The 26,846-nt window shown below is 45.0% G+C and carries 22 protein-coding genes and 1 pseudogene; 11 read left to right on the plus strand and 12 right to left on the minus strand.

The annotated features are described in order from the left end of the window. Nucleotides 1-104: 104 nt before the first annotated feature. Complete coding sequence (prfC, locus tag ABTQ23_RS18880) at nt 105-1,694, minus strand: peptide chain release factor 3 (RefSeq protein WP_408617317.1); 1,590 nt, start codon at nt 1,692-1,694, stop codon at nt 105-107. 257 nt (nt 1,695-1,951) lie between these two features. Then, nucleotides 1,952-3,106 (minus strand): pyridoxal phosphate-dependent aminotransferase, encoded by a 1,155-nt coding sequence (locus ABTQ23_RS18885; protein WP_408617318.1) that lies wholly within the window; start codon nt 3,104-3,106, stop codon nt 1,952-1,954. A gap of 155 nt (nt 3,107-3,261) precedes the next feature. Here ABTQ23_RS18885 and ABTQ23_RS18890 point away from each other — a divergent pair, with 155 nt between their 5' ends. Beyond that, a complete protein-coding gene (locus ABTQ23_RS18890; protein WP_408617319.1) occupies nt 3,262-3,810 on the plus strand; it encodes a lipocalin family protein in 549 nt (182 codons plus the stop codon). A 47-nt stretch (nt 3,811-3,857) separates the two neighbouring features. Here the strand turns inward: ABTQ23_RS18890 and ABTQ23_RS18895 are convergent, their stop codons facing one another. Then, nucleotides 3,858-4,493 (minus strand): RpiB/LacA/LacB family sugar-phosphate isomerase, encoded by a 636-nt coding sequence (locus ABTQ23_RS18895; protein WP_408617320.1) that lies wholly within the window; start codon nt 4,491-4,493, stop codon nt 3,858-3,860. A gap of 271 nt (nt 4,494-4,764) precedes the next feature. On the opposite strand from ABTQ23_RS18895, the gene hutH reads away from it, so the two are divergent. Then, entirely contained in the window at nt 4,765-6,300 is a 1,536-nt protein-coding gene (hutH, locus tag ABTQ23_RS18900) for a histidine ammonia-lyase (protein ID WP_408617321.1), read from the plus strand. A 115-nt stretch (nt 6,301-6,415) separates the two neighbouring features. Then, a complete protein-coding gene (gene hutC, locus ABTQ23_RS18905) occupies nt 6,416-7,156 on the plus strand; it encodes a histidine utilization transcriptional repressor HutC (protein WP_408617322.1) in 741 nt (246 codons plus the stop codon). Nucleotides 7,157-7,165: 9 nt separating this feature from the next. On the opposite strand, the pseudogene ABTQ23_RS18910 reads toward hutC, so the two are convergent. Further along, nucleotides 7,166-7,727 (minus strand): annotated as a pseudogene (locus ABTQ23_RS18910) (cysteine hydrolase family protein). Nucleotides 7,728-7,948: 221 nt separating this feature from the next. Between ABTQ23_RS18910 and ABTQ23_RS18915 the strand changes: the two are divergent. After that, the gene (locus tag ABTQ23_RS18915) at nt 7,949-8,347 is read left to right on the plus strand and encodes a phosphate-starvation-inducible protein PsiE (RefSeq protein ID WP_408617323.1); all 399 of its coding nucleotides are present in this window, start codon (nt 7,949-7,951) and stop codon (nt 8,345-8,347) included. 68 nt (nt 8,348-8,415) lie between these two features. Here the strand turns inward: ABTQ23_RS18915 and hutG are convergent, their stop codons facing one another. From hutG to hutU, 3 genes are read right to left on the minus strand one after another with little or no spacing between them, the layout of a single operon-like run. Beyond that, on the minus strand, nt 8,416-9,213 hold the full coding sequence (hutG, locus tag ABTQ23_RS18920; protein ID WP_408617324.1) for an N-formylglutamate deformylase: 798 nt from the start codon (nt 9,211-9,213) through the stop codon (nt 8,416-8,418). After that, on the minus strand, nt 9,194-10,378 hold the full coding sequence (gene hutI / locus ABTQ23_RS18925) for an imidazolonepropionase (protein WP_408617325.1): 1,185 nt from the start codon (nt 10,376-10,378) through the stop codon (nt 9,194-9,196). The genes hutG and hutI overlap by 20 nt, the downstream gene beginning before the upstream one ends. A gap of 12 nt (nt 10,379-10,390) precedes the next feature. Then, nucleotides 10,391-12,064: a urocanate hydratase gene (gene hutU, locus ABTQ23_RS18930; RefSeq protein WP_408617326.1), complete on the minus strand. Its 1,674-nt coding sequence runs from the start codon at nt 12,062-12,064 to the stop codon at nt 10,391-10,393. A gap of 244 nt (nt 12,065-12,308) precedes the next feature. Here hutU and hutF point away from each other — a divergent pair, with 244 nt between their 5' ends. Further along, nucleotides 12,309-13,673, plus strand: a complete 1,365-nt coding sequence (gene hutF, locus ABTQ23_RS18935) for a formimidoylglutamate deiminase (RefSeq protein WP_408617327.1) — start codon at nt 12,309-12,311, stop codon at nt 13,671-13,673. 92 nt (nt 13,674-13,765) lie between these two features. Here hutF and ABTQ23_RS18940 read toward each other — a convergent pair whose 3' ends face one another. Next, nucleotides 13,766-14,554 carry a TSUP family transporter gene (locus ABTQ23_RS18940; RefSeq protein WP_408617328.1) on the minus strand — a complete coding sequence of 263 codons (789 nt, stop codon included), beginning with the start codon at nt 14,552-14,554 and terminating at the stop codon, nt 13,766-13,768. Between the two features lie 462 nt (nt 14,555-15,016). Between ABTQ23_RS18940 and zwf the strand changes: the two genes are divergently transcribed. The 3 genes from zwf to gnd are packed head-to-tail and all read left to right on the plus strand — an operon-like array spanning nt 15,017 to nt 18,693. Further along, nucleotides 15,017-16,519, plus strand: a complete 1,503-nt coding sequence (gene zwf / locus ABTQ23_RS18945; RefSeq protein ID WP_408617329.1) for a glucose-6-phosphate dehydrogenase — start codon at nt 15,017-15,019, stop codon at nt 16,517-16,519. A 1-nt stretch (nt 16,520) separates the two neighbouring features. After that, the gene (gene pgl / locus ABTQ23_RS18950; protein WP_408617330.1) at nt 16,521-17,228 is read left to right on the plus strand and encodes a 6-phosphogluconolactonase; all 708 of its coding nucleotides are present in this window, start codon (nt 16,521-16,523) and stop codon (nt 17,226-17,228) included. A 13-nt stretch (nt 17,229-17,241) separates the two neighbouring features. Next, nucleotides 17,242-18,693, plus strand: coding sequence for a decarboxylating NADP(+)-dependent phosphogluconate dehydrogenase (gene gnd / locus ABTQ23_RS18955; RefSeq protein WP_408617331.1), 1,452 nt, complete (start codon nt 17,242-17,244; stop codon nt 18,691-18,693). A 68-nt stretch (nt 18,694-18,761) separates the two neighbouring features. Here the strand turns inward: gnd and ABTQ23_RS18960 are convergent, their stop codons facing one another. Next, nucleotides 18,762-20,084, minus strand: a complete 1,323-nt coding sequence (locus ABTQ23_RS18960) for a methyl-accepting chemotaxis protein (RefSeq protein WP_408617332.1) — start codon at nt 20,082-20,084, stop codon at nt 18,762-18,764. 233 nt (nt 20,085-20,317) lie between these two features. On the opposite strand from ABTQ23_RS18960, the gene ABTQ23_RS18965 reads away from it, so the two are divergent. The 3 genes from ABTQ23_RS18965 to ABTQ23_RS18975 all read left to right on the plus strand — a co-directional run bounded on the left by ABTQ23_RS18965 (nt 20,318) and on the right by ABTQ23_RS18975 (nt 23,811). Beyond that, nucleotides 20,318-20,617, plus strand: a complete 300-nt coding sequence (locus tag ABTQ23_RS18965; protein WP_408617333.1) for a hypothetical protein — start codon at nt 20,318-20,320, stop codon at nt 20,615-20,617. 300 nt (nt 20,618-20,917) lie between these two features. Continuing rightward, nucleotides 20,918-22,306, plus strand: coding sequence for a multidrug transporter subunit MdtD (gene mdtD / locus ABTQ23_RS18970; RefSeq protein WP_408617334.1), 1,389 nt, complete (start codon nt 20,918-20,920; stop codon nt 22,304-22,306). 62 nt (nt 22,307-22,368) lie between these two features. Further along, on the plus strand, nt 22,369-23,811 hold the full coding sequence (locus ABTQ23_RS18975) for an NAD-dependent succinate-semialdehyde dehydrogenase (RefSeq protein WP_408617335.1): 1,443 nt from the start codon (nt 22,369-22,371) through the stop codon (nt 23,809-23,811). A 49-nt stretch (nt 23,812-23,860) separates the two neighbouring features. Here ABTQ23_RS18975 and ABTQ23_RS18980 read toward each other — a convergent pair whose 3' ends face one another. From ABTQ23_RS18980 to ABTQ23_RS18990, 3 genes are all read right to left on the minus strand, one after another. Beyond that, the gene (locus ABTQ23_RS18980; RefSeq protein WP_408617336.1) at nt 23,861-24,913 is read right to left on the minus strand and encodes a M42 family metallopeptidase; all 1,053 of its coding nucleotides are present in this window, start codon (nt 24,911-24,913) and stop codon (nt 23,861-23,863) included. A gap of 64 nt (nt 24,914-24,977) precedes the next feature. Beyond that, nucleotides 24,978-25,757, minus strand: a complete 780-nt coding sequence (locus ABTQ23_RS18985; RefSeq protein ID WP_408617337.1) for an ABC transporter ATP-binding protein — start codon at nt 25,755-25,757, stop codon at nt 24,978-24,980. Continuing rightward, complete coding sequence (locus ABTQ23_RS18990) at nt 25,758-26,831, minus strand: FecCD family ABC transporter permease (protein WP_408617338.1); 1,074 nt, start codon at nt 26,829-26,831, stop codon at nt 25,758-25,760. Nucleotides 26,832-26,846: the final 15 nt, after the last annotated feature.

Consider the following 26,846-nt stretch of genomic DNA (forward strand, 5'->3'; position numbering starts at 1 on the left):
AAAGCGTTTTAACCATCGTCACCGACAATTAAAACGCTTGTTTTCATCTCAACAGCCTACAAGAGAAACTCGACTAAAAAGATATCTCTCGGTTAGCTCAAAGACTAATGTTCACGAGTCTTAAAGAACTCAATTTCTGGATGACGCTCAATTGCTAAATTCAAGTTAACCATTGTCGGAGCCAAATAAGTTAAGTTATCAGCCCCATCTAGAGCCAAATGTTCAAAGGCTTTGCGCTGGAATTCATCTAATTTACGAGGATCCTCGCATGAACACCAACGTGCTGTTGCGATATGAATCGCTTCATAAATCGCTTCCACTTTATACTCAGTTTTAAGCCGATGAACGACCACATCAAACTGCAAAACCCCAACGGCACCAACGATCAGATCGTTGTTTCGAAGAGGTCGAAAGACCTGCACAGCCCCCTCTTCAGAAAGTTGAATCAGCCCTTTTTGCAACTGTTTTTGCTTCAATGGATCTTTTAAACGGATCCGGCGGAACATCTCTGGAGCAAAGTTAGGAATACCACCAAACTTAAATTTGTCGCCCTGAGTGAACGTATCACCAATCTGAATTGTGCCATGGTTATGCAAACCAATAATATCGCCAGCAATCGCCCGCTCAGCAGCGCTGCGATCGCCCGCCATAAAGGTAACCGCATCAGAGATGCTGACATCTTTACCCAAACGCACATGGTGCATCTTCATGCCTTTGGTATATTCCCCTGAAACAACGCGCATAAACGCGATACGGTCACGATGTTTCGGGTCCATATTGGCCTGGATTTTAAAGATAAAACCACTGAATTTTTCATCTTGCGCGGTAACTTCACCGACATCGCTATGACGAGGTTTCGGTGCTGGCGCCCATTGGGTTAGACCATCCAACATATGGTCGACACCAAAGTTACCCAAGGCTGTACCAAAAAATACAGGGGTCAGTTCACCGGCTAAAAATAGCTCTTCATCAAATTCATTCGATGCACCAATCACCAGCTCCAGTTCGTCACGCAGTGATTCAGCCAGTGATGAGCCAATCGCTTGCTCAACTTGCGGATTATCTAACCCTTCAATCACTCGTTTCTCTTGAATGATATGACCTTGACCGCTCTTATAAAGAATAATCTCATCACGCTGAATGTGATAAACGCCTTTGAACTCTTTCCCACAGCCAATTGGCCAAGTGATTGGAGCACAAGCAATTTTTAACTCATCTTCAACTTCATCAAGCAGCTCCATCGGATCGCGAGTATCGCGGTCCAATTTGTTCATAAAGGTGATAATAGGTGTGTCACGCAGCCGAGTCACTTCCATCAGCTTACGAGTCCTATCTTCGACACCTTTAGCCGCATCAATCACCATCAAACATGAGTCAACCGCAGTCAGAGTACGATACGTATCTTCTGAGAAATCTTCGTGTCCCGGAGTATCGAGCAAGTTCACAATGCAATCAGCATAAGGAAACTGCATCACCGAGGTGGTCACCGAGATCCCTCGTTCCTGCTCCATCTGCATCCAGTCAGATTTAGCGTGGTGATCGCTGCCCCGCCCTTTTACGGTTCCGGCTGTCTGGATAGCGTGTCCAAACAGAAGCACTTTTTCAGTAATCGTTGTTTTACCCGCATCCGGGTGGGAGATAATCGCAAAGGTACGGCGATGAGCGATCTCCTGCGCTAAATTGGCATCAGACATAGTTTTGATTAAAACCTAAGCAATAATCGTTTGGCGAACCACTCGCCAACAGGTATTAAATAATGTGGGCAATTATACTGATCGCGCACAAAAGTGCACGAGAGCATTTTATCGCCGTTCTCTCATTTGCAAAAACATCGGGTTTTTAAGGAAAATCACCTGACAATCAAGCCAGCAAAAAGTTAATTTTCAGATGATAAATATAGAAGAGCCACTGACATTGGTTTGCAACCATGTCAGTGGCTCAAAAAGATAAGTTAGATTTTCTGTAAACGCGCAGCGGCGGCGTCTAACGTACTTTCTTTCTTGGCAAAACACAAACGAATCAGTTTGTGATCAAAAGGCTGACCACAGAATACCGACAGTGGAATAGCTGCAACGCCAACTTCTTCGGTGAGCCACAAACAAAAATCCACATCACTCATATCTGAAATAGCGCTGTAGTCCACAACCAGATAATAAGTGCCCTGACATGGCAGGACTTTGAATCGGCTGTTTGAGAGCGCATCAATAAAGCGATCGCGTTTTGCTCGATAAAACTCAGGTAATTCACGATAATGTTCTGGCTGGGCATTAAGCATATCGGCCAAAGCTAACTGTGCTGGCGTATTGACGGCAAAGGTCAAAAACTGATGGACTTTGCGGATCTCACTGCTGATATAATCAGGAGCGATGCAATAACCGACTTTCCAACCTGTCATATGAAACGTTTTACCAAAAGACGAGACAGCCACAGCGCGCTCTTTTAACTGTTCATGGCTCTGTACGCCAACATGTCCGCCAGGGGCATAACAGATATGTTCGTACACCTCATCGCTTAGCACGTAAATAGATGTATCTTTAATAGCCTGCCAGAGCGATTCAAAATCACTCGCATGCCAAAGCGTCCCAGTTGGGTTATGTGGCGTATTTAAAATCACCAGCCGAGTCTTATCGCTCACCAAGTTTGCAAATGAGTGCCAATCGACACGAAACTCTGGTGGCTGCAAAGCTAAACGTTTTAAGACACCACCTGAGAGTTCAACGGCTGGCGCGTAGCTGTCATAACTGGGATCAAAACAGATCACTTCATCACCCGGGCGAACTAATGCAGTAATCGCTGCATACAATGCCTCGGTAGCACCAGCGGTTACGGTAATTTGACTATCGGCATCAATATCATAGTCATACAGCTCTTTGTTTTTCTTGGCGATAGCTTCACGCAGCGATTGAGCACCAGTCATCGGTGCATATTGGTTTTCACCTTGTGCAACATGATAAGCCAGTTGCTCTTGCAGATATTTAGGGCCATCGAAATCGGGAAAGCCTTGCGATAGATTAATCGCTTGATGTTTTTGTGCCAACGCGCTCATTTGCGTGAAAATTGTGGTTCCCAAGGATGGCAATTTGGAATCCAGAGAAAGCTTGGCCATTAATAACTCCATGAAGTACGCCAGATATGCCTGTTACTATATCACGACGACCATTTTTAGCAATCAAGCCATATAGACGTCTAAATAAAAATTTCTAGAAAATGCTAAGATAAAAACACGCATTAACATGAGTTTTATATTCAAAGGAGAAGTAGATGAAAAGATGGCTACTGAGTACACTGGCACTCTTGCTGTTAGCTGGTTGTACGAGTCTGCCCAAAGGTGTGCAACCCATTAAGGACTTTCATTCACAGCGCTACCTTGGTAAATGGTATGAGATTGCACGCCTTGACCATAGTTTTGAATCTGGGCTTAGTCACGTGAGCGCCACATATAGTCTTCGTGATGATGGCGGAATAAAGGTTATTAATCGAGGTTATTCCACCTCGGATAAAAAATGGAGCCAAGCCGTTGGTAAAGCCTATTTTGTACGCTCAAAAAATGAAGGCTATCTAAAAGTCTCTTTCTTTGGACCATTTTACGGCACATATGCTATTGTCGATTTAGACAGCGACTATCGTTATTCCCTCGTTGCAGGGCCAAATAAAGATTACTTATGGATATTATCGCGCACACCGACACTTCCCAGTGCAACCCTAGAAAAGTTAATTAATGAGGCAAAATCACTTGGGTTTAACACCCATCAGCTGATCATGGTCGATCAACAGACCAAAGTGCCAGAACCTGCGGAATCTAAAAAATAAAAGCCGCATAAGCGGCTTTTATTGACACAGACAATGAAGCGAATGCGTTAGGCTAATACACTTTTCACAAAATCAGTTAATTGTGCGTCTTGGCTATTTTCTAAGAAACATTTCTGGAAACGTTCGCCGCCAACCGCAGTTTTAACGAGCTCAGGATCGAGGGCTTTAAGTCCATCTAGATAGTCTTTACCCGTTGCCTGTTTAACACTGTTTAAGATGCCAGCATTGGCTACCTGTGAATCACGCCGTTCTGGTGGATAACCTAAACCAGTTTCACCGGTAAAGGCTTTTTCAAAGATGTAACGCAGATTCAATTCAGCGCCCCAACCAAAACCTTTAGCAAAAGGAATGGCCAGTGCATTACCGTTATTAATCTGAGCAAATAAATAAGCATCCGCAGGGTCAATACAGTAGCCACAAACAACGCCAGGATAAGCGTTAAGAGACATCAGTGCACCCTGACCCGTACCGCAACCAGCAATCACAAAATCAACCGCTTTTGAGTTCAACAGTAAGCTTGCGATAATGCCTAAGTGAATATAGGTTAAGCGATGATCGTTATCGCCATTCATACCCACATTAAAGACCTGATGGCCTTGTTCGCTAGCCACGCCCTGCAGTTCTTTTAAAATAATTGGGTTTTTAGCCGCCTGACTAAATTCGTTCATCAACGCGATTTTCATTGTGCGCTCCTTTGGTCCAACTAAAAATAAATAAAACAACGTTTCAAATAAAATACCACACTATTTTGTTTATCAGTAGCACTTTTATGTAAAGAATTCCGCACAGCTTGATCTATTTCACCTTTTTAAGTGTAAATCAGCGCACCGTTAGCAGTTTTAAACATTGATGACATTTAAATCGTGAATTTTCATCAAGAATTACTTGCAGTTGTATATACATGTACTTATATTGAAGAGATAAAATAACAAACAAGTTGTACACGAGGACGACATGCCAACATCGATATGTATTAAACCCGGACAGTTCACCTTGGATGAACTTCGGCAAATTTTTACCCAGCAACCAACACTGACTCTGGCGCAAAGCGCGTATCAAGATATCGAGACGAGCCACCAGCAGATTAAAACCATTTTAGACAATTCTCAGACTGTCTATGGGATTAACACTGGTTTTGGCTTATTGGCTCGAACCTCTATTCCTGCCGAGTCGCTTAGCCAGTTACAACGTAACTTATTGTTATCACATGCAGCAGGCACAGGTGAGCTGCTTGATGATGCTAGTGTTGCATTAATCATGGCGCTTAAAGTTGGTTCACTATCACGAGGTTTTTCTGGCGTTCGTGTTGAGCTAATCGAACATCTGTTGGCAATGTACAACCGTGGGGTTTACCCATGTATTCCTGAACAAGGCTCAGTTGGCGCGTCTGGCGATTTAGCACCACTGGCACACATGGCTTGTGCCATGATCGGGGTCGGTCAAGTGCGTTATAAAGGTCAGGTAAAAGATGCCGTTGAAGGCCTTAAAGAAGCAGGCTTAGAGCCTATCGAATTGGGTCCTAAAGAAGGCTTAGCATTAATTAACGGTACTCAAACTTCGACCGCTTTAGCACTGCGTGGACTGTTCGGCGCCGAACAAGTGTACACCAGCGCAGTTATCGCCGGCTCCCTGACCGTTGAAGCGCTTAAAGGCTCTTATGTACCGTTTGACCCTCGCATTGGCGAAGTTCGTGGTCAACTGGGACAAATCCGCGCAGCTAGTCATTATCGTAAACTGCTGACAGAGAGCGAAATCCGCCATTCACATATTAATTGTGACCGAGTACAAGATCCTTACTCACTGCGTTGTCAGCCACAGGTAATGGGTGCTTGTCTTGATCAGATTAACCATGCGGCTGCTGTGATTTTGCGCGAAGCTAACGCGGTTTCTGATAACCCGCTGGTTTTTGCTGAACAAGGCGATGTGCTCTCTGGCGGTAACTTCCACGCCGAACCCGTTGCGATGGCAGCCGATAATCTGGCAATTGCAATTAGCGAAATGGGTGCATTGAGTGAACGACGCATTGCACAGTTGGTCGATCCAAACATGTCAGGGTTACCTGCCTTCTTAGTAAAAGAAAGCGGTGTCAACTCAGGCTTTATGATTGCCCAGGTTACAGCAGCAGCTTTAGCATCAGAAAACAAAAGCTTGGCGCATCCAGGTAGCGTTGACAGCTTGCCAACATCAGCGAACCAAGAAGACCATGTTTCTATGGCCACCTATGCGGCACGCCGCTTAAAACAGATGGCTGGCAACAGCAGTGCTATCGTTGCGGTTGAGCTTTTAGCAGCAGCACAAGGGATTGATTTTCATGCGCCGCTAACAACCTGCCCAGCTCTGCAAGAAGTGATGGAAGTGATTCGCCAGCAAGTTCCGCATTACGATACAGACCGTTTCTTTGCGCCTGATTTAGCCAAAGCAAGAGCACTGATTGAGACAAGTGCCCTAAGCCAATGGCTCAGCGCTGATGAAATGTACGGGGAACATTGATCTGGTTGGCTTGATTAAGCTTCGCCCACTGCTACAATGCCGAGCTTACGTTGCATCGACAGGCATCGGCGAAGCAAATTAAGCCACTGTGAAATCACTCATTTTGGAGAACAACATGCCGGGTCAGAAACTTCCCCAAGCTTTGTACCAGCAAGTCAAACTATATGTGAAAAACCAGATAGAATCTGGCCAATGGTCACCCGGCACGTTAATTCCATCTGAACATCAACTCGTTGAACAGTTCAAAGTTTCACGGATGACAGTTAACCGAGCCCTGCGCGAGCTTGCCCAAGAGCAAGTGATTAATCGCGTAGCCGGAGTTGGCACGTTTGTCGCTGATCGCAAACCCCAATCAAGCCTGTTGATGATTGCCAATATTGGGGATGAAATTCGTGCGCGTAACCATCGTTATCGCTGCGAAGTAATTAAACTTTCTCGCGAATCAGCATCCTTTGAAATCGCCGCAGCCTTATCGATTGCCACTGGCCAATCGGTTTATCATATTATCTGCATTCATTATGAAGAAGATATGCCCGTGCAGTTGGAAAATCGATTTGTAAATCCGGCTGTTGCTAGCGATTTTATTGATCAAAGTTTTAATGCCGAGCTCACTCCTTCGGAATATCTACTCGGACAACTTCCAGTCGAAGAGATGGAACATATCGTTGATGCGACCATTCCTAATCAAGAGCAAGCCCAAGAGCTAAAAATTGAACAAAGTGAGCCCTGTTTGATGCTGATGCGTCGCACCTGGGCACACAATCAAATTGTCACCTATGTGCGCTTTTTACATCCTTCATCACGTTACCGCCTCGGAGGACGAATGCGCGTATCCCCCGAGCATGCAGCCGGATAAACTCATCCCTTAACGCGCGACCTGAGTGATGAAATGCGCCGTTGAAATAGCGGCGATAGTGACCCCAAAACTTTCGATATTAGTTAAAGTCTTATTATGGTGCTCTCGAATCATCGCTGCTGTAGCGTGCTCTTTATCATGGGTGGTATGAGCATCATCTAGCAGCGAGACATCATAGCCAAGCGCTGCGGATCTTCGCACGGTGGTATCGACACAAAATTCGCTGGCATACCCACACATAAAGCTGCTCAATCGCAAACTCTTGTAAAATATCCTGCAGATCGGTTCGCAAAAACGAATCGGGCGTTGTCTTACGCACATATAAATCACCGCCTTCACGCTCAAGCGCATCAGGCAGCTGCCACCCTTCACAGTTATACTCAATTTCAGAATGAGGTTCTTCATGTTGAATAAAAATCACCGGGATATGGGCTTGGCGGGCATACGCTGTCGCTAAATTGATCCGTTCTATCACTTGCTGCGCTTGATAAGGTTGTGGGGAGGGTTCAAATAAAGCGCGCTGCACATCAATAACTAATAGAGCACTGCGCTGAGAGGGAGAAGTCGTCATCATCATCTATCCATGATTAGCAAAGCCATACTATACAGAATAATATATAACTTAAAAATTAATCTTGAGACTCACTTGATAGATGTTTAAATATGCTTGAGTCACGCTTAACTTAGTTCGCCAGCATAAAGGTTGAAACACTTGGCAGTCATTCACTTTCAGGATAACCTTAACCTTTAATAACTCATTTAACATTTTGTTAAATAATGGATTAGGACAACATGAATAGGTTGAAAGGATTTGGCTCCCACGCCATTGATATTGTTGAAGACTTGGGGCTATTGTTAATTGCTCTTTTAACCGTCATTGCGATGGGCCAAGAACTTTGGCTCGTTATTAAAGCGGCAACGGTAACGTTGGCAGATTTATTGTTACTGTTTATTTACTTGGAAGTTTTGGCAATGGTTGGACTGTACCTGCAATCAGGCCGACTGCCAGTGCGTATGCCGTTATATATTGTGATTGTCGCTCTGGCGCGCTATATGGCGCTAGATATGAAAAATCTCGATACTTGGCGAATGCTCGGATTAGGTGCTGCAATTTTAGTTGTCGCGCTGGCAATTTTAGTGATTCGTTTCGGTCATAAACGTTACCCTTATGGGGACACCGACAAGCTCTAAAAAAAAGCCCCATTATCAATGATAATGGGGCTTTTAAGTAGAAGAACCAACACTTCAAGTTCGCAGTTTTATTGTGCGTAAATAACCTGCCCAGTATATAAATACTGCTCGATTAAATCATTTAAGACACTCTGCAATGGTTCAGCTAACTCTTCAAGATAACTAAACGGGTGCTGCTCACGCATATAAATGCACTGGCACATTTCCAGCTGAATCGCATGAATATGTTGCTCAGGACGGCCGAAATAACGAGTAATATAGCCACCTTTAAAACGACCATTTAGCACCGAGCTATAGTCACTTTTTTCACAAACACGATTGAGCGCCTGACTTAAAAGAGGATCGCAGCTTTTACCTTCATTAGAACCTAAATTGAGATCCGGTAATTTGCCATCAAACAGGTATGGAATGTGGCTGGCAATCGAGTGCGCATCAAAAAGTAGTGCGTATCCAAATTTCGCTTTTAAGCGCGCTAATTCCGACTCAATCTGTTTGTAATAAGGCTGCCAAATTTCGCTTTTGGCCCACTCATGTTGCTCATCACTCACTTTTGAGTGAAATAGCGGCTCACCATTAAACAATGTTTGCGGAAATAACCCGGTAGTATTGCCCTGATAGAGCGGCTGATTATCTGCTGGGCGATTTAAATCGACAACATAACGTGAATAATTTGCGATAATAAGGCTTGGCTTATATTTTTTAACATCTGCATATAATTTCGGCAGATGCCAATCCGTATCAGGTAATTGCGCCGCTTTAGGCGTCAATTTTTCTGCGACCTCTTCACTGAGGGCCTGACCGACATGCGGCATACTAATCAACAGCGGGCTATCGCCTTGTTCAAATTCAAACGCCTTGGGATACATCAAGTTCTCCTTGGTAAATACGTTGATGAGGCAATTGCCCGCCGAGCCAATAACAAAGCTCTGCCGGATCATCGACCTGCCAAGCAATCATATCAGCGCTAAAACCTGGTGCAATCTGACCATGACTATTTTGTAGCCCTAACGCCTTAGCCGCATTTACCGTCACCCCAGCTAATGCTTCGGCAGGAGTTAAGCGAAACAGCGTACACGCCATGTTCATCATCAACCGCAACGATAAGACCGGTGACGTTCCCGGATTACAATCACTGGCAATCGCAATCGGAACCTGATAGCGGCGCAGCAAATTAACAGGTGGATATTGGGTCTCACGCAAGAAATAGAACGCCCCAGGCAATAGCACTGCCACCGTTCCAGCCTTAGCCATCGCAACAACGCCAGCTTCATCAAGGTGTTCTAGATGATCGGCAGACATCGCATGAAAACGCGCAGCAACCTGAGCTGCCCCTTGCAAAGAGAGCTGTTCGGCATGCAATTTCACCGGAAGCCCTAAACGCCCTGCACAATCAAAAATCTGTGTCACCTGTTCAGGTGAAAAAGCAAGATGTTCACAAAAAGCATCCACGGCATCAATCAAACCTTCCTTATGCAATTTAGGAAGCATCTGACAGACCCAATATACATAGCCTGCTTTATCATCCGCATATTCAGGAGGAAGTGAGTGTGCCAGCAGCGCTGTCGAAAGGATGGTCACCGGAAGCTCTTCGCCGAGTTTGCGAATCACCCGCAGCATTTTCGTCTCGCTTTGCTCATCCAGGCCATAACCGGATTTAATTTCAATGGTTGTGACCCCATCCGCGATAAGCTGCTCAATGCGCTGGCGCGCTAACTTATAAAGCGTTTGCTCATCACTTTGGCGAGTAGCTTGCATAGTTGAGGCAATGCCACCACCACTGGCAGCAATCTCAGCATAACTTTTGCCTTGCAAGCGCATGTCAAACTCATGAGCTCGCTCCCCACCAAAGACAACGTGGGTATGACAATCAATTAAACCGGGAGTGACCCAGGCATTGCCTAGGTCAACTTTTTGATCGCAATCAGGCGCATCAGTTTGCTTTCCAACCCAGCTAATGGTGGCACCATCGGAGACAATTGCATCAACATCAGGTTGGTCAATCAATCGTAAATTATGCCATAGGGTTGTCATAGAACCTCCTTATTACTGATCCAGCATAGGCAGGTTCAATTGATGTTCTTTCGCACAATCAATTGCACTCTGATAGCCAGCATCAGCATGACGCATCACACCAGTTGCCGGGTCATTATGAAGAACCCGAGCAATTCGCCGGTCTGCTTCTTCACTACCATCGCAGACAATTACCATCCCGGCATGCTGTGAGAAGCCCATCCCAACACCACCACCATGATGCAGTGAGACCCAAGTTGCACCGCTTGCCGTATTAAGCAGTGCATTGAGTAATGGCCAATCAGAAACCGCATCAGAACCATCTTTCATTGATTCAGTTTCACGGTTCGGACTTGCAACAGAACCTGAGTCTAAATGATCTCGACCAATCACAACCGGAGCTGACAGTTCACCACTGCGAACCATCTCATTAAAGGCTAGACCGAGTTTCTGACGATCCCCAAGGCCGACCCAGCAAATCCGTGATGGCAATCCCTGAAAATGAATGCGTTCGCGAGCCATGTCTAACCATTGATGCAAATGTTCATCATCTGGAATGAGTTCTTTAATTTTGGCATCAGTTTTATAGATATCTTCAGGATCACCCGATAAAGCAGCCCAACGGAAAGGACCAATACCGCGACAGAACAACGGACGAACATAGGCAGGGACAAAACCAGGGAATGAGAATGCATCACTCACACCTTCATCACTGGCCATCTGACGCAAGTTGTTACCATAGTCAAATGTTGGCACACCTTGATTATGCAGCTCAACCATCGCTTTTACATGCAAAGCCATTGATTGTTTAGCCGCTTTAACCACTGCTTCTGGCTCAGTTTTAGCACGTTCACGATATTCATCCCAGCTCCAACCGATTGGCAGATAACCATTTAATGGGTCGTGCGAACTGGTCTGGTCGGTGAGCATATCAGGCTTAACACCGCGGCGAACCATTTCTGGAAGAATTTCAGCCACGTTACCTAACAGCGCAATCGAGATAGCTTTGCCTTCTTTACAGTATTTCTGAACGCGCTCTAACGCATCATCTAAATCTTTGGCTTGTTCATCGACATAGCCAGTTTTCAGGCGAAAATCGATATGTGATTGCTGACACTCAACACTAATTGAGCACATTCCAGCGAAGGTTGCCGCAAGAGGCTGAGCACCGCCCATGCCACCTAACCCTGCTGTGAAGAACCAACGACCTTTCAGCTCGCCGTTGTAATGCTGGCGACCGGCTTCAGCAATCGTTTCATAGGTACCCTGAACGATGCCTTGGCTACCGATATAGATCCAGCTACCCGCTGTCATCTGGCCATACATCATCAGCCCTTTGGCATCGAGTTCGTTAAAGTGTTCCCAGTTAGCCCAATTTGGAACCAGGTTTGAGTTGGCAATCAGCACTCGCGGCGCATCAGCATGCGTTTTAAAAACGCCGACAGGTTTACCCGATTGAACCAACAGAGTTTCGTCTTCGTTGAGCTCTTTGAGTGACTCAACGATTTTGTCGTAACATTCCCAGTTACGAGCAGCGCGGCCAATACCGCCATAAATAACTAATTCTTTCGGATTTTCAGCAACCTCTGGGTCCAGGTTGTTCATCAACATCCGCAATGGCCCTTCGGTCAGCCAGCTTTTTGCGTTTAATTGAGTTCCAGTTGGAGCTTTAACAACTCCATCACGGTAACGGTTTCCTGCACTCATTTGGTCTCTCCTGTCCATATCATTATTGTTGAGTGATTGTCGTGTTTACAACTTGTATATACATTTATATAAAAAGTGACAGAATAATGCGCACATGACAAGTTTTTTTGCTCAAATTTTTTGCTTTTTTATGTGCAAATAAAGTTGCTATAAATTATATATTGCCAATTGGCTGCATCTTTCATTTACATTCGATGCATCTTTCTTTATATGTATAGACAACAGCATAACCCAAGAGATGACTATGGAACGCTATCTAGCCCCCCTCGCTTATCTGCCAACCGGATGGCAGCAAAATGTCCGCATTGAAATCGACGACAATGGATTTATTTCCCAAATAACGCCAAATGATGCTGGCGAACAATGCCAAAAACTAACCGGTGCCATATTGCCTGGGATGCCAAATTTACACTCGCACGCCTTTCAAAGAGCGATGGCCGGTTTGGGTGAACAGCGTTTGAACCCGCATGACAGTTTCTGGAGCTGGCGCGAGCAGATGTATCAGGTTGCGTTGCAGATAAGTCCTCAACAGTTGTATGTCATCGCTAAATCACTTTACATGGAAATGCTTGAAGGCGGCTTTACCAGTGTCGCAGAATTTCACTATTTGCATCATGATGCTAACGGCAAACCTTACGCAGGCAATGATGAGATGGCGGATGCAATCAGTCGCGCGGCTGCGGATGCCGGAATTGGTCTGACGCTTCTGCCAACGCTTTATAGCTATAGTGATTTTGCGATGGCACCCGCTAGCACCACACAGCGGCGTTTTATCCAAACAACGGAGCAATATCTTGCCCAATTAGAGCGGCTTAAAAAGCTAATCAGCACTCGCGCGAATCAACGTTTGGGCGGATGCTTTCATTCACTTAGAGCCTGCACCCCTGAGCAGATCAATGAGGTCGTAGCGACCCTACCAAGCGATTGGCCATTGCATCTGCATTTAAGTGAACAGGTCAAAGAAGTGAATCGTTGTCTTGAAGTTCACCAATGTACGCCGCTTGATTGGCTGAGTCGCTCAGTCGAGATTAATTCGCGCTGGTGTATGATTCACGCCACCCACATTACGGACAGTGAGCTTGAGTTATTAGCCAAAAGCAAAGCGGTTGCCGGGTTATGCCCACTAACAGAGGCAAGCCTTGGTGACGGCCTATATGAAGTTGACAGTTTCTTATCACAAGGGGGTCGAATTGGGATTGGTAGCGATAGCCACATTAGCGTCGATGTTGCTGAAGAACTGCGCATGCTTGAGTACGGACAGCGCCTCAAACATCAACAGCGTAACTTTTTAGCAAGCGAACAATACCCTAGCACTGCTGAGCGGTTATTAGTTGAGTCTTATCAAGGTGGGGCCCAAGCGCTCGCCCAACCGATTGGCCAATTGGCTAAAGGACAGCGCGCTGATTTCATTGAACTAGATATGAACGACCCATATCTTGCTAGTGTCAGCACCGAACACCTGCTCGATAGCTGGGTATTCGCGCATTACAAAAATGCTATCCAATCGGTGATGGTGGCAGGTAAATGGCAGGTTAAAGAACATCACCACCAACAGCATCAGCCGATGCAAGCCGCGTTATTAGAAACATTAAAAGAGCTGCGCTCGTAGCCTGTTAAACCAAGCCAGTCATATCATTGACTGGCTTAAAGCTAGTGACTTTTAAGCATTGCTGCTACTTTGGCTGCAACAATACAAGCTTTTTATACACCGAAATGCTGGCTCCAAAGATAGCGGGCCAGCATTGAAATACTCATAACAACAACTAGATAGCGCAAATAATTAGGATTAATTTTAAATAGCACATGCGCCCCAATCCAAGCCCCTATCAATTGCCCTAAAAACATCACAATAGCCGCAGGCCAAAGAATATGCCCGGCAATTAAAAATACCACTAATGATGCAACATTGGATGCGCAGTTAAATACTTTGGCAGCTGCGGTCGCATCAACCATGGATAAACCACGCAGAGAAACGCCCGAAAGCGCAAAAAACGAGCCCGTTCCCGGACCAAAAAAACCATCATACCAACCGATAATCGGCACAATACAGCGCTGATAAATTCGTTTTGAACAACGTGGTGTAGCTGTCTGTACAGGTGGCTTAGAGAGCAGAAAAAACAGCGCGATAAAAACCAAAACCCCGGGCACAATCCAACTCAACCAATGGGCATGAATATGTTGGACAAGGAACGTTCCAACTACCGCACCGAGCAGAGAGCCAAGAATGCCGCCACGAACATCACGCCAACGTACCCGGCGCGAGCGAAACATCAGCAGTGAAGCCATCGCGGAGCCAAAACTCCCTTGAAACTTATTCGTTCCAAGAGCCATTAACGGCGGGACACCGCTGGCCATCAAAGCGGGAATGCTGATTAAACCACCGCCACCGGCTAAGGTATCAATTGTTCCGGCAATTATCGCAACTATTAACAAAAAAGCTAATAATTCACCCGATAAACCACTGGCAAAATAATCCCAAAAAGCACTCACAAAAGATGTCCATATCGACCGAAAGGACATCTTTTGTACCTTAAAAAAACAGGTGAGGCAATCAACATTAATCCTTGTTAGATTAAATCGTTATATAATGATAATGCTAAAGAATATATCTCCATGGCAACGTGGAATAACGTTAAAGAAAAACTAAATCAATAAGTTAATATAAATTAGCCACAAAGATTAAGAGAGTTTTCAATTAATTGTGATATATTCATCGCCTTGAACAATTGTTTTAATCGATTTTAAGTTGTTCTCAACAAGTTGTTAATTTGTTAAATTGAAATTGTAGAAGAGGACGATACAATTTTATTATCCGCGCCCTCCAACAGATGCATCCAGTGCCTCTAGGGATTGTTTAGCCTGCGACGCAAATAAACACCGGGTTGAAACACGCATTCATTATCACCGGTAATGTTAAACACGACAGGTCGATGAGTCATACGGGAATCAAATATGAACCAATTAGATAACAACTGTATTGCCATATTCGGGGCATCAGGCGATTTGACACGCCGTAAATTAATCCCGGCTCTTTACCATCTTTATATAACAGAGCAGTTATCTGCTTCGTTTTCTATCTTGGGGATCAGCCGCACCGAATATTCCGACGACGCCTATCGCGCCCGAATCAAAGACGCGCTTATTGAAAGTGAAAAACTCGAAGATAGTGAGCAGCTCAACGAGTTTTGCTCGCATATTCATTATCAATCGCTCAATACTGCCGATCAAGAAAATTATGCCGTTTTAAAAGGTCGTCTGACCGAGTTAAGTCAGCAATATGATACCGCTGGCAATGTCATTTACTATCTGTCTACACCACCAAGTTTATATGGTGTCATTCCAGAGTGCCTGGCCGCGCATGATTTAAATTCTGAAAAAGATGGTTGGAAACGCCTGATTGTCGAAAAACCATTTGGTTATGACAAAAAATCAGCCGTTGCTTTAGATAAGCAGCTCCATCGTTTTTTCCGCGAAGAGCAGATTTATCGTATTGACCATTATCTGGGTAAAGAAACCGTACAGAACCTGTTGGTCTTTCGTTTTTCCAATGGCTTATTCGAACCATTGTGGAACCGCAACTATATTGATCACGTTGAAATCACCTCAGCTGAAGCGCTGGGGGTCGAAGGTCGTGGCGGTTATTACGATGGTGCTGGGGCGATGCGCGATATGTTCCAAAACCATCTTCTACAAGTTTTGGGGATGGTGGCAATGGAACCACCAGCACGCATCAACTCTGATGCCATTCGTAATGAAACATTTAAAGTATTCCAAAGCTTGCACCCACTGGATGAAACCAGTTTAAACGAAGACTTGGTATTAGGTCAGTACACATCATCAGACGTTCGTGGAGAACACTTAGTTGGTTACCGTGAAGAACAAGGTGTAGATGAAAACTCACGCACCGAAACTTATGTGGCCCTTAAGTTGTCTATTGATAACTGGCGCTGGAATGGTGTGCCTTTTTATGTGCGCACCGGTAAACGCCTACCAACCCGCGTGACTGAAGTTGTGATTCACTTTAAGAAAACGCCTCATCCAGTGTTTGGTCAAAATACACCTGATAATAAACTGGTCATTCGAATTCAACCTGATGAAGGCATTCTGATGAAATTTGGCCTGAAAAAACCAGGTGCAGGTTTTGAATCACAGGAAGTCTCCATGGACTTTCGCTATGACAGCTTAGACGGTGCAGAGGTATTAACCGCTTATGAACGGTTGCTGCTTGATTCAATTAAAGGTGACCCAACCTTGTTTGCCCGCAGCGATGCTGTGCTGGCATGCTGGGATTTCGTGCAGCCAATTTTAGATATCACGCAAAACAATCCTACACTGTATGGGTATGCCTGTGGTACCTGGGGACCCAAAGAGGCTGACGAGTTATTAACCCGTGATGGTCGGCAGTGGAGGTTTCCTTGCAAAAACTTAACTGATACCGATTACTGCGAGCTTTAAAATGATAAATTATAAAGTATTTGACAGCGGACAAGCCGTAGTTGAAGCGCTTTCTCAAGAGCTGCTTCACTATAGTGAATCTGCGCGGCCTGTGCATATTTCCCTCTCTGGGGGAAGTACGCCAAAGCTGTGGTTTAAATATCTAGCAGAGCATTACAGCGATAAAATTAACTGGAATAACCTGCATTTCTGGTGGGGTGATGAACGCTGTGTCGCTCCAAACGATCCAGAAAGCAACTATGGTCAGGCCAAAGAGCTGTTATTTGATCATATTCAGATCGATTCTGATAATATTCACCGCATCATTGGTGAAAATGATCCAGAAGATGAAGCACAGCGTTTAGCGCAAGAGATCTGCCAGAAGGTTCCTAAATTACATGGGATCCCAGCTTTTGACTGGATTTTATTAGGTATGGGAGATGACGGACACACCGCGTCACTGTTTCCTCATCATACTGACTTTAATGATCCAGATTTGACACTCGTGGCAGCACATCCACAAAGTGGACAATTACGAGTTTCTAAAAGTGCTCGACTGCTGAGCAACGCAGAACGAATCACCTATCTTGTATTAGGTGAAGGCAAGGCGCAGCGTCTCAAAGAGATTGCGACCCATGACGCAGTTGACTTGCCCTACCCTGCGGCAAAAATTAAAGCGAGAAACATCACTGAGTGGTATTTAGATGCCAATGCAGCCAAAGATTTATAAGTAAGGAGCTCAAATGAAAAAAGGTGATATCGGGGTTATCGGTCTGGCGGTAATGGGCCAGAACCTGATTCTCAACATGAATGACCATGGTTTTAAAGTCGTGGCATTTAACCGTACAACTTCAAAAGTAGACGATTTTCTTAACGATGCAGCCAAAGGCACTGACATTATCGGCGCTTATTCTCTGGAAGATCTAGTTGAAAAACTGGAAACGCCACGCAAAATTATGCTGATGGTGCGCGCTGGGAATGTAGTCGATAAATTTATCGAAAGCCTAGTTCCACTGCTGGATAAAGGAGACATCATCATCGATGGTGGTAACTCTAACTATCCAGATACTAACCGTCGTACTCAGGAACTGGCAGACAAAGGTATCCGTTACATTGGTACTGGTGTTTCAGGTGGTGAAGAGGGAGCTCGCTTCGGACCATCAATCATGCCTGGTGGTAACCCTGAAGCATGGCCTTTTGTAAAACCAATTTTACAGGGCATCTCAGCTAAAACCGATAAAAACGAACCTTGCTGTGACTGGGTTGGTAAAGATGGCGCTGGCCACTTTGTCAAAATGGTTCACAACGGTATCGAATATGGCGACATGCAGCTGATTAGCGAAGCTTACCACTTCATGAAAGAAGGGTTAGGCATGAGCTATGAAGAGATGCAGGCTGCTTTCAAACAGTGGAATACCACTGAGCTGGATAGCTACTTGGTTGAAATCACCACTGATATCCTAGGCTATAAAGATGAAGATGGTCAGCCGCTGGTTGAGCACATTCTTGATGCTGCTGGTCAAAAAGGGACCGGTAAATGGACAGGTATCAACGCACTGGACTTAGGTATTCCACTGACTTTGATCTCTGAATCAGTCTTTTCTCGTTGCCTGTCTTCATTAAAAGATCAGCGTGTTGCAGCATCTAAACTGTTCAACAAACAGATTGGTAAAGTTGAAGGTGACAAAGCACAGTGGTTAGAAGCGATTCGCCAAGCGCTGTTAGCTTCTAAAATCATCTCTTACACGCAAGGCTTTATGCTGATTCGTGAAGCATCTGAACAGTTCAACTGGGAGTTGAACTATGGTGGTGTGGCACTGATGTGGCGTGGCGGTTGTATCATCCGTAGTGCATTCTTGGGTAATATCCGTGATGCTTACGAAAATGATCCAGAGCTGCAGTTCTTAGGTTCAGATCCTTACTTCAAAGGTATCTTGGAAGACTGCATGAGCTCTTGGCGTAAAGTGGTTGCTAAATCAATTGAAGTTGGTCTGCCAATGCCGTGTATGGCTTCTGCATTGACCTTCTTAGATGGTTACACAACTGATCGCCTGCCAGCGAATATGATTCAGGCGCAACGTGACTACTTTGGTGCACATACTTACGAACGCACTGACAAATCACGTGGTGAGTTCTTCCATACGAACTGGACCGGTAAAGGCGGCAATACTGCATCAACTACTTATGATGTATAAGTTTTGCTAAAGCCAATAAAAACAGCTCCATCAGGAGCTGTTTTTTTATGGCTAATTAAACATCTACATTATTTCTGCATATGGGCAAATTGGCCGATAGCCTCTACCACTGATTGCGCATGCTCATTGATTTTTGACATCATCTGACCAATTTTATCGGTGACCTCAACGCTTTTTTCAACCTGAGGTAACAGATCATCCATGTGCCTGACGGCAACATCACTTTGATTTTGAATATCTTCAATCATTTTATCGATTTCGGCGGTAGATTCAGCAGAGCGTTTTGCCAGATTTCGCACTTCATCAGCCACCACAGCAAAGCCGCGACCATATTCACCTGCACGGGCCGCTTCAATCGCCGCATTCAGCGCAAGCAAGTTCGTCTGCTCAGCGATACTATTAATGGTTTGAACGATAGAGGTAATCTGCTCTGAGCGCTCACCCAAGACTTTCACCTCATTGCTCGCATCTTTGATTTTCTTGGCAGTAACCTGCGTTATTTTCACGCTGTCATCAATCTGTTCAACGCCTTCGGCACACCACTGCAGCGTTTGCTCCGAAACATGATGAGCAAAACTTGCGCTCTCTCGCTCTGCATCCTGATGCAAAACTTCATCAGTGATATCTGTGGCAAATTTAATCACACCGGTGACGCGTCCTGCTTCATCAATAATGGGGTTGTAGCTGGCTTGTAGCCAACGTATTGAACCATCACGCGCAATGCGCTTAATCCGGTCAGCAATAAACTCACCACGTGCTAATTTTTTCCAAAATTGGCGATACGCTTCACTATTGGCAAAACTATCTTCGCAAAACTTACTGTGATGTAACCCTTTGATCTGCTCTTTGGTATAACCCATTACCTTTAAAAAGTTGTCATTAGCCTCAACAACCGTCCCGTCAATGGTAAATTCAATGGTTGCCATTACTCGGTCAAAGGCGTTAATCACAGCTTTTTGACGATAATAACGATTCATCCGCTCGGTAATATCAGAGGCTAATTTAACAACACCAATCACTTTGCCCTGATTATCTTTAACCGGTGTATAGACCGCTTCTAACCAAAGTTGCTCGCCTTTGGAGTTAATGCGAGGAACGCGTCCAGAAAAACTATCACCATGTTGCAAACGCTGCCAAAACTTTTGGTATTCTTGTGATTGTTGATAGTCTTTTTCGCATAATTTACGATGTGATTGTCCAACAAGCTGAGATTGGGTGTATCCCATCAACTCTAAAAATCGGTCATTCGCTGATTCAATCGTGCCATCGATGTCAAAATGGATCACCGCCATCGCCTGATTAATTGCTGTGTATTCAGCAGACAACAACTGATTTTTATACTCAGCCTCATCCTGCTGTTTATTCTTTTGACTCTTAAAAAACAAACCCATTAAAATTACCTTAATATTTAATAAGATGGGCCAAGAGCCCGTTAAAGTACCAGCAACTTAATTGTACCCCTCAAATTGCCGACATATTGTACAAGTACATTTAACAATTGTATGCTAGAAAAATACAATAAGATTATTTTTTGTACTTTACTTTCCCCTCAAAGGACGGTTTAGAATGTCTCTATTGATTTAAAACGTATCTAATATTCAACTGGTATTTGTAAGGAGACTTCATGGCTAACTTTTTGGTTAAACGCTCACTGAAACTAAATACCCCGTTGCAACAAGAAATGGTCCAACAGTTACAAGATTTTCCGGGGTTACATTCAATTGAATTTTCAAACAATACGCTTCATCTGAGCTATGATGTGCGAGAAACACAGTTAAAAACTATACTCAATGCTGCCGATGTAACGATTAAACCGAGCCGTTGGAATAAGCTAAAACAGCGTTATTATCAATTTACGGATGCTAATTTAGCGCAGGCTTCAGGCCACACGCCATCATGTTGTAATAAAGTTCCAAGAGCCTGAATCGTTGTAAAATTTAATGTAAAATTGAGCTACCCCAAGGACAAGCCGATGCCAGTTGGTTATGATCTGCGGGGTTGCGACACGAAGCCTGCTTTTTTAGCTTGACGAACTTCTTTAATATTTCTATTTCTTATATTCTTAGTCGCATTTTCTAATATTGCCCTGACCACTGTTTGAGTCACTGCCGTTATCGAAGTAACGCGCACTCTACAACAATAAATGGTACTTATAACCGGCTTAAGTACGCTGTCATTCATCTTCGTGCTATCTCGATAGCAGTATATAACACTAGGAATACCTATGCACAAAACGGTTACCGGTAAACCCTTGTTATGGTTGGTTGCCATCGCCTTTTTCATGCAGACTCTCGATGGCACTATCGTTAATACATCCCTACCATCAATGGCCAAAGCTCTCGGTGAAAGTCCGCTACAGATGCAATCGGTTATTGAAGCTTATCTCCTAACCATTGCCATTTTAATCCCTGCCTCTGGTTGGCTTTCAGACAGATTCGGAACGCGCCGAGTCTTCATGTTTGCACTGATAATGTTTGCTGTGGGTTCTTTTTGCTGCGCGCAATCGCAAAACCTCAATCAATTGATTATTTCTCGGGTGATTCAAGCAATTGGTGGTTCGTTGATGTTACCCGTTGGGCGGCTGGCAATTTTACGGACAATTCCAAGAGATCAGTTTCTGGCAGCGATGAGCTTTGTGGTGATGCCTGGATTATTAGGGCCGATTATTGGCCCTGCACTAGGTGGTTTTTTAGTTGAAATAGCAAACTGGCACTGGGTATTTTTAATCAACTTACCGGTTGCCATTATCGGTTTATGGATTGCCAATAAAGTGATGCCAGATATCCGTTCAGAGCACAAAGAAGGATTTGATTATATTGGATTTACGCTTTTAGCTGGAGCCATGGCAACACTAACCATCGGGCTGGATACTCTTGCTCACTATAAAGCTGGCAACTATGGGCCTTTATACAGCTTAGCTGCTGGTGTGATTTTAATCGCGCTGTATTGGTGCTTAGCCAGCAAGCAATCTAAACCACTTTTTTCACCGACGCTGTTTAAAGTTCCGACCTTTACCATTGGCATCTTTGCCAACTTATTTTACCGAATGGGCAGCGGTGCCATGCCTCTGCTGATTCCACTTTATCTGCAATTGGCGCTTGGGTTGTCACCGTTTGCTTCTGGTTTAGCGATGATGCCAATTGCATTATTTGCGATGGTTGCCAAACGTTATGTGGTTCGGCTAATCCACCACTATGGTTATCGCAACGTGTTGCGAACGGTGAGTTGTTTGCAATTTCTATGTTTTGGCTCGTTCACACTGACTAACCATAGCCTGCCTTTAATACTCGTTCAGCTCTCGATTTTAGGCGCGTTGAATTCCATCACCTTCAGTGGGATCGGCACAATTTCACTGCGTGATTTAAGCGATAAACAAGCAAGCTCAGGTAATGGTCTGTTATCGGTTGTCCAACAATTAGGATTTAGCTTAGGGATTGCCTGTGGCGCCACGTTGCTTGCAATTTTTTACCAAATATCACCCAGCAATAATATGTTGTGGAGTTTTAATTGGAGCTTCATCGTTTTAGGGTTAATTGTATTGATCCCCGCATTTCTGTATTGTTTTTTGCCTAACGATGCGCCAAAACGTCCGTCAAATGAGCAATTGATTTAGGGGTGGCGAAACAGTTCGTGATATTCTGATTAGATACTCAAATGATCAGGGGAGAATTAGTCATGCTTTTATCCGACCCATCACTGCTCAAACAGCAAGCATTTATTGATGGTCAGTGGCTTGATAGTGAACAGAAGTTTGCTGTGATAAATCCAGCAACCGCAGAGACTATTACAAAGATTACCGATTGTGGTACCAAAGAAACTGAGCAGGCTGTTCACGCCGCCCAGCGAGCTCTTCCCAGTTGGTCAGCATTAACTGCTAAACAGCGCGGAACAATGCTAAATCGCTGGTTTGATCTAATTATGGACAACCAGCAAGATTTAGCCACCTTGATGACCCTAGAACAAGGCAAGTCACTCAGTGAAGCCAATGGCGAAGTCGCTTATGGTGCCTCATTTGTACAGTGGTTTGCCGAAGAGGCTAAACGTCAATATGGTGAAGTGATCCCATCACCGAACCCTAAACAGCGTTTATTAACGATTCGCCAGCCCGTTGGTGTTGTCGCTGCTATCACCCCATGGAACTTTCCAATTGCGATGATTACCCGCAAAGCAGCCCCGGCTCTGGCAGCAGGCTGCACAATGGTCGTCAAACCGTCAGAAGAAACCCCGCTTTGCGCTTTGGCTCTGGCTGAACTTGCCCAGCGAGCAGGCTTGCCAGAAGGCGTGTTAAATATTGTCACAGGCCTTGACTCGAAAGCGATTGGTGGTGTTTTAACAAAAAGCCCTGTTGTGCGCAAACTCAGTTTTACCGGCTCAACGCCTGTTGGCAAATTACTACTGCGCCAATGTGCTGATACGGTCAAACGCACCTCGATGGAACTAGGTGGTAATGCACCATTTATTGTTTTTGATGATGCTGATATAGATAAAGCAGTCAAAGGCGCCATCGCCTCAAAATTTCGCAATAGTGGTCAGACTTGCATCTGCTCAAACCGCATTTTGGTACAAGATGGGGTTTACGATGAATTTGCCGATAAACTAACCATTGCGCTTGCGCAGTTTAAATTGGGTAATGGCCTTGATAAAGGCGTTAATATGGGCCCACTGATTAATCAGGCCGCTATCGACAAAGTCAATGCACTCGTATCTCAAGCTATCTCAGCTGGCGCAAAAGTAGCAACTGGCGGCAAGCAACAAGGCGATACTCTGTTCTATCAGCCAACGGTGCTAACGGATGTTAACTCCCAAATGGATATCTTTAATAATGAGATCTTCGGCCCGGTAGCTCCATTGGTAAGATTTACCGATGAAGCTCAAGCGGTTGAGCTGGCCAATGCGACCCCATTTGGTCTGGCTGCCTATTTCTATGCCAGCGATCTAAGCCGCATCTGGCGCGTTAGTGAAGCACTGGAATATGGTATGGTTGGCATCAATGAAGGGTTAATCTCCAACGAAGTTGTCCCTTTCGGTGGCATTAAAGAATCCGGCGTTGGTCGTGAAGGCTCTCGTTATGGCATTGAAGAATATAGTGAAATTAAATACCTGTGTATGGGAATTTAATGTCTTGAAATAGACGCTAAAAGCCTGCCCTGACGGCAGGCTTTTTTATTTATGCTCGAGCGGCACCATCTTGCAGATAAGCGGCTAGCAGCGCAATTGTATTCGCCAGGCCTTGATAATGAGTTCGCTCCATACCATGGGATGCATCGACGCCAGGGCCAATCAGAGCGGCTCGAATATCACGCCCGCCTTTCATCGCAGCGCTCGCATCCGAGCTATAAAATGGGTAAACATCAACGGCATAATCAAGCTGGCAAGATTTTGCCAGTTCAATCAGTTTTGACACCATCAGATAATCATATGGTCCGGATGAGTCTTTAGCACAAATACTGACTTGGCGTTCATTGCAGGTTAAATCATCCCCGATGCAGCCCATATCAACCGCAATAAACTCTTGGATATTATCCGGCAAGCAAGCCGCGCCATGGCCTACTTCTTCATAAGTGGAAAAAACAAATGAGACGTTATATTGAGGCTGAATCTTTTCACTGGCGAACAATTTCAACAAACCAAAGACACTGGCAACGTTAATTTTATCATCGATAAAACGGGATTTGATAAAATCGCTAGTGGTAATCTGCGTTTTCGTTTCAATACACAGGTAATCACCCACCGCAATTCCCAGCGCACGAACATCGTCGCCAGTATCGACCACTTCATCAAGACGCACATACATCTGTTCAGGTTCCCGAGGGCGAGATTTGGCATCTTTATACACATGTGCCGCTGGCGACAAACTTAGAAAAGTACCGGTATAAGTACGTCCATCACGAGTACGAATCGTGCAGTATTCGCCATCAGCTGTCGGCCAAATTAGCCCGCCAACTGGTGTGAAACGAATGCGCCCTTTCTCGTCAATGCTGCGCACCATTGCACCAAGTGTATCAACGTGCACGCCAACCCCAATGGTTTGCGAGCTATCAGCTCCGGCAATCGTAAAAATACCATTGCCCTTATTATCGCGGCGAAACTCGCCATCATACAGAGCACATTCTTGCTCAATGCGGTTTATCACACTTTGGCAATAACCACTTGGAGAATCAATCGAGAGAATTTCTTGGGCGAGCGCTTTCACATAAGCAGCATCAATTGCATCACGCATGAACAACAATCCTTTTAACAGCAACGGAATTAGCGTTTATCATCGCGTGACTGGCCGCTGATGTCTAGACATTCACAAGCGCACTGAGCGGATGAATACTGCGAGAACCATCAGAGCCGACAAAAATCTCACAATGAACGCCATAACTTTTCGCAATCTGTTCGGCGGTTAGCACCTGCTCGGTTTGCCCTTTGGCACTAATTTGCCCCGACTCAAGGATAATCGTCTGATCTGCATAACGGTGTGCCAAGTTAAGATCATGTAAGACCATCAAAGTACAAATACCCTGCTGATGGGTGTAATCAGACACTCGCTCGAGTAACTGCAACTGGTTGGCTAAATCAAGCGCAGAGGTTGGCTCATCAAGCAGCAATAATTGAGGTTTTCGAATGAGCGCTAATGCAAGAGCCACTTTCTGGCGCTGCCCTCCTGACATCTCATCGCTCATTCGCTCACTTAAACTTTCAATGCCAAGAGTTGAGAGCATCCGCTGAGCTTGGTCAATGCTTTCACTCGAGGCAGAAAAGCGCATATTATGGCTATTTTGCGCCATCAGCAACAGTTCAAATACGGTCAAGCGCACCGAATTAGCTGCAAAGTCCTGCGCCATATATCCAATCAGTTGGCTGCGCTCTTTATAGCTGACTTTATCTAAAACTTGGCCATCTAATTGAACGCTGCCGCGGTATTTCAACATCCCCGCTAAAGCTTTCACCAGCGTTGATTTACCTGCACCATTGCGCCCCAATAATGCTAAAGAGTGACCATTTTCAAGAGAAAAGCTGGTGGGCTTTAAAATTTCAGTGCGTCCAATCGTGACGCTTAAATCATGAACTTCAAGCATTTAATTTCTCCGCACCCGTCGGCCCAAAATCAACCATAAAAAGAATGGAACCCCCAATAAAGATGTCACCATTCCGATAGGTAAAATAACGCCGGGAATCAGCATCTTGCTGACAATCGATGCAACCGTCATGAGCAAAGCGCCAACAACCATTGTCATAATCTGGGTAAATCGCTGATCTTCGCCAACCAGCATGCGAGCTACGTGGGGGGCGACCAAACCAATAAAGCCAACCACCCCAATGGTTGCAGTAATGGCGCTGGCCATTAATGCAGAAAAAATCAGCAGCAACATCCGCAGCTTAGCAACCGGGATCCCCAACACTTGCGCTTGTTCACCAAAACCACGTAGCGCCGAAATCTGCCAAGATAAGAACAATAGAATCGGAATAATCACTGCAATAATGGCAGTGTTAATACCGACTTGAGTCCAGTTACTTTTTTGCAAAGACCCCATCATCCAAAATACTAAAGACTGCAACTGATTGACATCGGCTAGATACTGCGCCAATCCCAGCAATGCCGAAAAGATAAAGTGCACCGCAATCCCCAGCATCACAATCATCTCAACCGACAAACCACAACGCGAAGCAAAGATACCGATGAACAACACCGTTGCCAAAGAGAAAATAAAAGCATTGGCGGTTAACAGATAATCCACTGGTAACCAGCTAATTAGAGCCGTCTGAAACACGATAACTAATGCAGCCCCAAAGCCTGCAGCAGCCGAAATTCCTAACGTGAAGGGCTCCGCCAATGGGTTATCTAACACCGTTTGCATCAGCGAACCTGCCAATGCCAAACCAATGCCAGCAAGTACAGCGGTTAAGGTAACTGGCATGCGCAGATCCCAAATAACCACCCGTACCATGGCTGACACCTGATCGGGGTGAAAAATCCCATTGAGCGCGACTTTCCAAGGTAAGGTTCCAGACCCACACAACACATCGGTCACCGCCGCAAGAACGGCCAACAAGGTAAAACTTATCACCCAGAGTAGCTTGCGGCGAACGTCGTGTTTATAAACAACAGCGCCGCAACACTCTGGTTGCGGCGAAATAACGCTATCAGTCATGGCTAAATCTACATG

Origin of the sequence: Celerinatantimonas sediminis (assembly GCF_046054195.1) — a bacterium.
GTDB lineage: Bacteria > Pseudomonadota > Gammaproteobacteria > Enterobacterales > Celerinatantimonadaceae > Celerinatantimonas.

Coding starts and splice junctions, on each gene's coding strand:
- prfC (WP_408617317.1), bottom strand. CDS start 1,694: ATGTCTGATGCCAATTTAGCGCAGGAGATCGCTCATCGCCGTACCTTT.
- ABTQ23_RS18885 (WP_408617318.1), bottom strand. CDS start 3,106: ATGGCCAAGCTTTCTCTGGATTCCAAATTGCCATCCTTGGGAACCACA.
- ABTQ23_RS18890 (WP_408617319.1), top strand. CDS start 3,262: ATGAAAAGATGGCTACTGAGTACACTGGCACTCTTGCTGTTAGCTGGT.
- ABTQ23_RS18895 (WP_408617320.1), bottom strand. CDS start 4,493: ATGAAAATCGCGTTGATGAACGAATTTAGTCAGGCGGCTAAAAACCCA.
- hutH (WP_408617321.1), top strand. CDS start 4,765: ATGCCAACATCGATATGTATTAAACCCGGACAGTTCACCTTGGATGAA.
- hutC (WP_408617322.1), top strand. CDS start 6,416: ATGCCGGGTCAGAAACTTCCCCAAGCTTTGTACCAGCAAGTCAAACTA.
- ABTQ23_RS18915 (WP_408617323.1), top strand. CDS start 7,949: ATGAATAGGTTGAAAGGATTTGGCTCCCACGCCATTGATATTGTTGAA.
- hutG (WP_408617324.1), bottom strand. CDS start 9,213: ATGTATCCCAAGGCGTTTGAATTTGAACAAGGCGATAGCCCGCTGTTG.
- hutI (WP_408617325.1), bottom strand. CDS start 10,378: ATGACAACCCTATGGCATAATTTACGATTGATTGACCAACCTGATGTT.
- hutU (WP_408617326.1), bottom strand. CDS start 12,064: ATGAGTGCAGGAAACCGTTACCGTGATGGAGTTGTTAAAGCTCCAACT.
- hutF (WP_408617327.1), top strand. CDS start 12,309: ATGGAACGCTATCTAGCCCCCCTCGCTTATCTGCCAACCGGATGGCAG.
- zwf (WP_408617329.1), top strand. CDS start 15,017: ATGAACCAATTAGATAACAACTGTATTGCCATATTCGGGGCATCAGGC.
- pgl (WP_408617330.1), top strand. CDS start 16,521: ATGATAAATTATAAAGTATTTGACAGCGGACAAGCCGTAGTTGAAGCG.
- gnd (WP_408617331.1), top strand. CDS start 17,242: ATGAAAAAAGGTGATATCGGGGTTATCGGTCTGGCGGTAATGGGCCAG.
- ABTQ23_RS18960 (WP_408617332.1), bottom strand. CDS start 20,084: ATGGGTTTGTTTTTTAAGAGTCAAAAGAATAAACAGCAGGATGAGGCT.
- ABTQ23_RS18965 (WP_408617333.1), top strand. CDS start 20,318: ATGGCTAACTTTTTGGTTAAACGCTCACTGAAACTAAATACCCCGTTG.
- mdtD (WP_408617334.1), top strand. CDS start 20,918: ATGCACAAAACGGTTACCGGTAAACCCTTGTTATGGTTGGTTGCCATC.
- ABTQ23_RS18975 (WP_408617335.1), top strand. CDS start 22,369: ATGCTTTTATCCGACCCATCACTGCTCAAACAGCAAGCATTTATTGAT.
- ABTQ23_RS18980 (WP_408617336.1), bottom strand. CDS start 24,913: ATGCGTGATGCAATTGATGCTGCTTATGTGAAAGCGCTCGCCCAAGAA.
- ABTQ23_RS18985 (WP_408617337.1), bottom strand. CDS start 25,757: ATGCTTGAAGTTCATGATTTAAGCGTCACGATTGGACGCACTGAAATT.
- ABTQ23_RS18990 (WP_408617338.1), bottom strand. CDS start 26,831: ATGACTGATAGCGTTATTTCGCCGCAACCAGAGTGTTGCGGCGCTGTT.